6 protein-coding genes and 1 riboswitch are annotated in these 5,357 nt (G+C 74.4%); of the genes, 3 read left to right on the top strand and 3 right to left on the bottom strand.

Annotated features, from left to right (window positions below):
• Positions 1-203: 203 nt before the first annotated feature.
• From ACWC9R_RS36810 to thiO, 3 genes are all read right to left on the bottom strand, one after another.
• On the bottom strand, positions 204-998 hold the full coding sequence (locus ACWC9R_RS36810; RefSeq protein ID WP_450738213.1) for a thiazole synthase: 795 nt from the start codon (positions 996-998) through the stop codon (positions 204-206).
• A 9-nt stretch (positions 999-1,007) separates the two neighbouring features.
• Positions 1,008-1,223: a sulfur carrier protein ThiS gene (thiS, locus tag ACWC9R_RS36805; protein ID WP_450738212.1), complete on the bottom strand. Its 216-nt coding sequence runs from the start codon at positions 1,221-1,223 to the stop codon at positions 1,008-1,010.
• Positions 1,224-1,290: 67 nt separating this feature from the next.
• Positions 1,291-2,514 carry a glycine oxidase ThiO gene (gene thiO / locus ACWC9R_RS36800; protein WP_450738210.1) on the bottom strand — a complete coding sequence of 408 codons (1,224 nt, stop codon included), beginning with the start codon at positions 2,512-2,514 and terminating at the stop codon, positions 1,291-1,293.
• Positions 2,512-2,624: riboswitch (TPP riboswitch) on the bottom strand. Its footprint overlaps the gene before it by 3 nt.
• Before the next feature lie 154 nt (positions 2,625-2,778).
• Here thiO and ACWC9R_RS36795 point away from each other — a divergent pair.
• From ACWC9R_RS36795 to thiE, 3 genes are all read left to right on the top strand, one after another.
• Positions 2,779-4,020, top strand: a complete 1,242-nt coding sequence (locus ACWC9R_RS36795; protein WP_450738209.1) for an NAD(P)/FAD-dependent oxidoreductase — start codon at positions 2,779-2,781, stop codon at positions 4,018-4,020.
• Between the two features lie 113 nt (positions 4,021-4,133).
• Positions 4,134-4,499 carry an Rv2175c family DNA-binding protein gene (locus ACWC9R_RS36790; protein WP_362601492.1) on the top strand — a complete coding sequence of 122 codons (366 nt, stop codon included), beginning with the start codon at positions 4,134-4,136 and terminating at the stop codon, positions 4,497-4,499.
• 119 nt (positions 4,500-4,618) lie between these two features.
• Complete coding sequence (gene thiE / locus ACWC9R_RS36785) at positions 4,619-5,269, top strand: thiamine phosphate synthase (RefSeq protein WP_450738207.1); 651 nt, start codon at positions 4,619-4,621, stop codon at positions 5,267-5,269.
• Positions 5,270-5,357 lie beyond the last annotated feature (88 nt).

Here is a 5,357-nt window from a genome sequence, read left to right as displayed (position 1 = left end):
GGGTGTGCCGGACGTAAAGCGAAGCAGTCCGGCACACCCCACCCGCGCAGGCCCGTCACCGCACCCGACAGCCCCGCGCAGCGGACCGGCCCGCCGCAGGCGCAACGGCGGGAACTGACAAGCATCACCCGCGCCCAAGCCCCGCGCAGCGGACCCGCAACGGCGCGAAACCACCACGGCGGGAAAGCCGAAAACGTGGGGGGCTAAAAAGCCGGCCGCTCAGGGTCAAACGCGGCCACACCTTCAGCCGGCGAGGACGCCACAGCGAAATGGCGACGGGGGATTCGGCCGGCCCGCCGCGCCAGCCGGCCCGCCGCCACGGCGCTTCGCATGGCCGTCGCCATCAGCTCCGGCTCCTGGGCCCGGGTCACCGCGGAGGCCAGCATCACCGCGGCGCAGCCCAGTTCCATGGCGAGGGCGGCGTCCGAGGCCGTGCCGGCGCCCGCGTCGAGGATGACGGGGACGGTGGCCCGTTCGGTGATCAGCTGGAAGTTGTGCGGGTTGCGGATGCCCAGGCCGGAGCCGATCGGCGAGCCCAGGGGCATGATCGCGGCGCAGCCCACGTCCTCCAGCTTGCGGGCCAGCACCGGGTCGTCGTTCGTGTAGGGCAGCACGGTGAAGCCGTCGTCCACGAGGGTCTCGGCGGCGTCGAGGAGCTCGATGGGGTCGGGCAGCAGGGTCCGCTCGTCGGCGACGACCTCCAGCTTGACCCAGTCCGTGCCGAGCGCCTCGCGGGCGAGCCGGGCGGTGAGCACCGCCTCACCGGCGGTGAAGCAGCCCGCGGTGTTCGGCAGCACCTGGATCTTGTGGCGTTCCAGTACGGACAGCACCGAGCCCTGCACGGTCGGGTCCAGCCGCCGCATGGCGACCGTGGTCAGCTCCGTACCGGAGGCGAGCAGCGCCCGCTCCATCACGTCGAGGCTGGGCGCGCCGCCGGTCCCCATGATCAGCCGGGACGCGAAGGTGGTGCCGGCGAGGGTGAACGGATCGTCGGTCATGTCTGCGGATCAGCCTCCCTGGACCGCGGTGAGCACCTCGACGCGGTCGCCGTCGCCGAGCGGGGTGGTGGGCCACTGGGTGCGCGGCACCACGGTTTCGTTGACCGCCGCGGCCACCCCGGCGGGTGCCTGGGACAGGGTCGCGACGAGCCGGTCGAGGGTGAGTCCGCCGGGGATCTCCCGGGTCTCGCCGTTGACGGACACGGACACGGTGGACGCGCTCATGCGCCGGCCTCGCTTCGTTCGGCGGGTGCGCCGTCGCCACCCGCGCGCCTGGTCACGGTTCGCTTGCTCATACGGGCTGCTCCTCGGGGGCGCGGGTGCGCTCCGGCCCCGTCGTGGCGGGGGAGAAGCGCGCGGGGGAGAAGGGGCGGGCCTCTTCGGGGAGGCTCCCGGTGGCCAGCGCCTCGGCCATCGCGTCACCGGTGACCGGCGTCAGCAGCACACCGTTGCGGTGGTGGCCGGTGGCCAGGTGGAGGCCGGGCAGGGCGGTCGGCCCCAGGAGCGGCGCGTTGTCGGGGGAGGTGGGGCGCAGCCCGGCGCAGGTCTCGGTCAGCGCCAGCTCGGTGATGCCCGGGACCAGCTCATGGGCGTCCCGCAGCAGCTCGTAGACCCCGCCCGCGGTCACCGTGGTGTCCCAGCCCAGCTCCTCGCTGGTGGCGCCGACGACCAGCTCGCCGTTCTCCCGCGGCACCAGGTAGAGGGGCCCGCCGCGCACCACGGCCCGTACGGTGCGCGACAGGAAGGCGGGACTGCCGGCGGGCACCCGTGGCAGCCGCAGCCGCAGCACCTGGCCCTTGACCGGCCGCACCGGCGGCAGCACCTCGTCGGGGACCCCGGCGAGCCGGCCGCTGTGGCTGCCGGTGGCCAGGACGACCTGGCCGGCCGACAGCCGTGTGCCGTCGGCGAGTTCGGCCCCCGTGGCGCGCCCGCCGCCGACCGTCAGCCGCACCGCCGCGCTCCGGTGGAACGCCACTCCGGCGCGCTCACAGGCGGTCAGCAGGGCGCTCACCAGCCGCCGCGGATCGACCTGGTGGTCGCCGTCCACCCGCAGCCCGCCGCGCACCCCGGGAGCCAGCATCGGCTCCAGGCGGCGGCACTCGCGGCCGGTGAGCCACTGGGAGTCCAGCCCGGAGCGGGTCTGCAGGGCGTGCAGCTCGCGCAGGTGGGCACGGTCGTCGGCGTCCAGCGCGACGGCCAGGGTGCCGCAGCGCCGGTAGCCGATCCGCTGCCCGGTGGCCTCCTCCAGCTCCTGGGTGAAGCGGGGGTAGCGCTGCGCCGAGGCGAGATTGAGGCCCAGCAGGGTCTGCTCGCCGTAGTGGAGCTCGGTGACCGCGGCCAGCATCCCGGCCGCGACCCGGGCCGCGCCGCCGCCGGGCGCGGGGTCGGCCAGCGCGACGGTGAGCCCGCGGCCGGCCGCCCGCCAGGCGGTGACCAGGCCGATGACGCCGCCGCCGAGGACGAGCACATCAGGACGCGGCGCGGCCGGTCCCGTCGGTGTGGCAGATGCGTGCATGAGAGTTCAGCCCCTCCCTTCGCCGGCATGACCCGGATCAGGTTCGTACGGTCGGAGGCCGGCCAGCCTCCCTCTCAGCCCGGTGCGTCCGGGCTCCCGCGAGTGCGTGTAACCGTCACCCTAGTACGGTGCCGCGACGGGCCGTAAGGGACCGTCCTCCGGCCCCGGGGGCCCGTACTCCGGGTCCCGCGGCGGTGACGGTGTGTCAGAGATCTCCTTGCGTGCTGCTGCGGGCGGCGTCACGGGCCGTCCTAGAGTGATCGGGTGAGCGAGCAGAGCAAGTCCTCCCAGGCCCCTGACCACACGCCGCGCGTCGTGATCGTCGGCGCCGGAATCGCGGGTGTGCAGACCGCGGTCGCCCTGCGCGAACAGGGCTGGCGCGGCGCGATCACGCTCCTCGGTGACGAGCCGCACCAGCCCTACGACCGCCCGCCGCTGTCCAAGGCCCTCCTGCTGGGCAAGGCCGAGGGCGCCGCCTTCGACATCGACTTCGCCGGGCTCGACATCGACCTCCACCTGGGCCGCCCGGTCACCGGCCTGGTACCGGACGCCCACCTCGTCGAGACGGCCGAGGGGCCGGTCCCCTACGACTACGCGGTCATCGCCACCGGTGCCGACCCGATCGTGCTGCCCGGCAGTGAGGGCATGCCCGGCGTCCATCTGCTGCGCACCCTCGACGACGCCGAACGGCTGCGCCCGGTGCTCGCCGCCCAGCACGAGATCGTGGTCGTCGGGGCCGGCTGGATCGGCGCCGAGTTCGCGACCGCCGCCCGCGAGGCGGGCTGCGCGGTCACCGTCGTCGAGGCCGCCGACCGCCCGCTGGCCGGTGCGCTGCCCGCCGAGGTGGCCGCCCACATGACCGGCTGGTACACGGACGCCGGGGCCGAGCTGCGCACCGGCGCCCGGGTCGCGTCCGTCACCGCCGGCGCGGTCACCCTCGCGGACGGCGCGACGCTGCCCGCCGACGCGGTGGTCATCGGCATCGGTGCCCGCCCCGCGACCGCATGGCTGGCCGGCTCCGGCGTCGAGGTCTCCCCGCAGGACGGCTCCGTCCTCACCGACGACCGGCTGCGCACCTCCGTCCCCGACGTCTACGCGGTCGGCGACTGCGCCTCCTTCCCGTCCGCCCGCTACGCCACCCGCCTGCTGATCCACCACTGGGACAACGCCCTCCAGGGCCCCCGTACGGTCGCCGAGAACATCGCCCGCGGCGACGCCGAAGGGCTGGTCTACGACCCCGTCCCGTACTTCTGGTCGGAGCAGTTCGGCCGCTTCGTGCAGTACGCGGGCCATCACGGGAACGCCGACGAACTGGTCTGGCGCGGCGACCCGGCCGGGGCCGCCTGGTCGGTGATCTGGCTGCGGGAGGGACGGCTCGTCGCGCTGCTGGCCGTCGGGCGGCCGCGGGACCTCGCCCAGGGGCGCAAGCTGATCGAGCGGGGCGTCGCACTGGACCGGGAGCGGGCGGCGAACGCGTCCGTACCGCTGAAGGCCGCGGCCGTGTAGCGGACACCGGGCCGCCGGTTGCCGGGCGGCCGCCGTCACCCTCCGGTGTGCAGGAAGCCCCTGATGGCGATGCCCGGCTACCGGCTGTCAGTGCGAGGTGGCAGGCTTGTCCTGTGACCGAGATTGACGCAAACATCGATGGACTCGTCCCCGCCTGGCTCACCCTCCCCGACATCGCCGAACAGCTCGGCGTCGAGGTGACGCGTGTCCGGCAGCTGGTCAAGGAGGGCCAGCTGATCGCGGTGCGCCGCGGCGAGAACAGGGCGCTGCACGTGCCCGCCGATTTCATCCAGGACGACAAGGTGGTCAAGGGCCTCGTCGGTACCCTCACCCTCCTCAAGGACGACGGCTTCACCGACGCGGAGATGCTGGAGTGGCTGTTCACCCCGGATGAGAGCCTGCCCGGCACGCCCGCCCAGGCGCTGCGCGAGAATCGCGGTACGGAGGTGAAGCGCCGGGCCCAGGCGCTCGCCGTCTGACCCGCCCGGCGCGGCGCGCTCCCCTGAGGCCGCCGCACCCGCATCCGTAACCGCACCCGAGGGGCGTACGTGCCGGAAGGCCCGGCCCGTACGCCCCCGACCTGGGGGGAAGCCGCCCGATGACCACCGCACGACAGGCCCTGGCCGACGCCCGGCTCTACCTCTGCACGGACGCCCGGAAGCGGCAGGGCGACCTCCCGCAGTTCCTGGACGCGGTGCTCTCCTCGGGCGTGGACATCGTCCAGCTGCGCGACAAGGGCATGGAGGCCGGCGAGGAGCTCCGGCATCTGGAGGTCTTCGCGGACGCCTGCCGGCGGCACGGCACACTGCTCGCGGTCAACGACCGGGCGGATGTCGCGCACGCGGCCGGCAGCCAGGTGCTGCACCTCGGCCAGGGCGATCTGCCCGTCCCGGCCGCCCGCGCCCTGCTCGGCCAGGACGTCCTCATAGGCCGCTCCACCCACGCCGAGCCGGAGGTGGACGCCGCGCTGACCGAGGACGGGGTGGACTACTTCTGCACGGGCCCCTGCTGGCCCACGCCCACCAAGCCGGGCCGCCACGCCCCCGGCCTCGACCTGGTCCGCTACACCGCCGCCCGCGCCCCCGAGCGCCCCTGGTTCGCGATCGGCGGGATCGACGCCGGGAATCTGGACGAGGTGCTGCGGGCCGGTGCCCGGCGGGTCGTCGTGGTCCGCGCGATCACCGAGGCGGACGACCCGGGAGCGGCGGCCGCGTCCCTGGCCAAGCGCATCCGGTCCTGGGACGCCTAGGCAGTTTCGTTTGGATCATCTGGCTGACCAGAGGAAGATGCCTGCGATGTGGAGTCCGGCCAGGTAGATGGTTGCGGTCTTCTCGTAG

This window comes from Streptomyces sp. NPDC001219 (genome assembly GCF_053597915.1).
The sequence above is the reverse complement of the archived record's forward strand: the minus strand, read 5'-3'. Positions and strand labels throughout refer to the sequence as shown.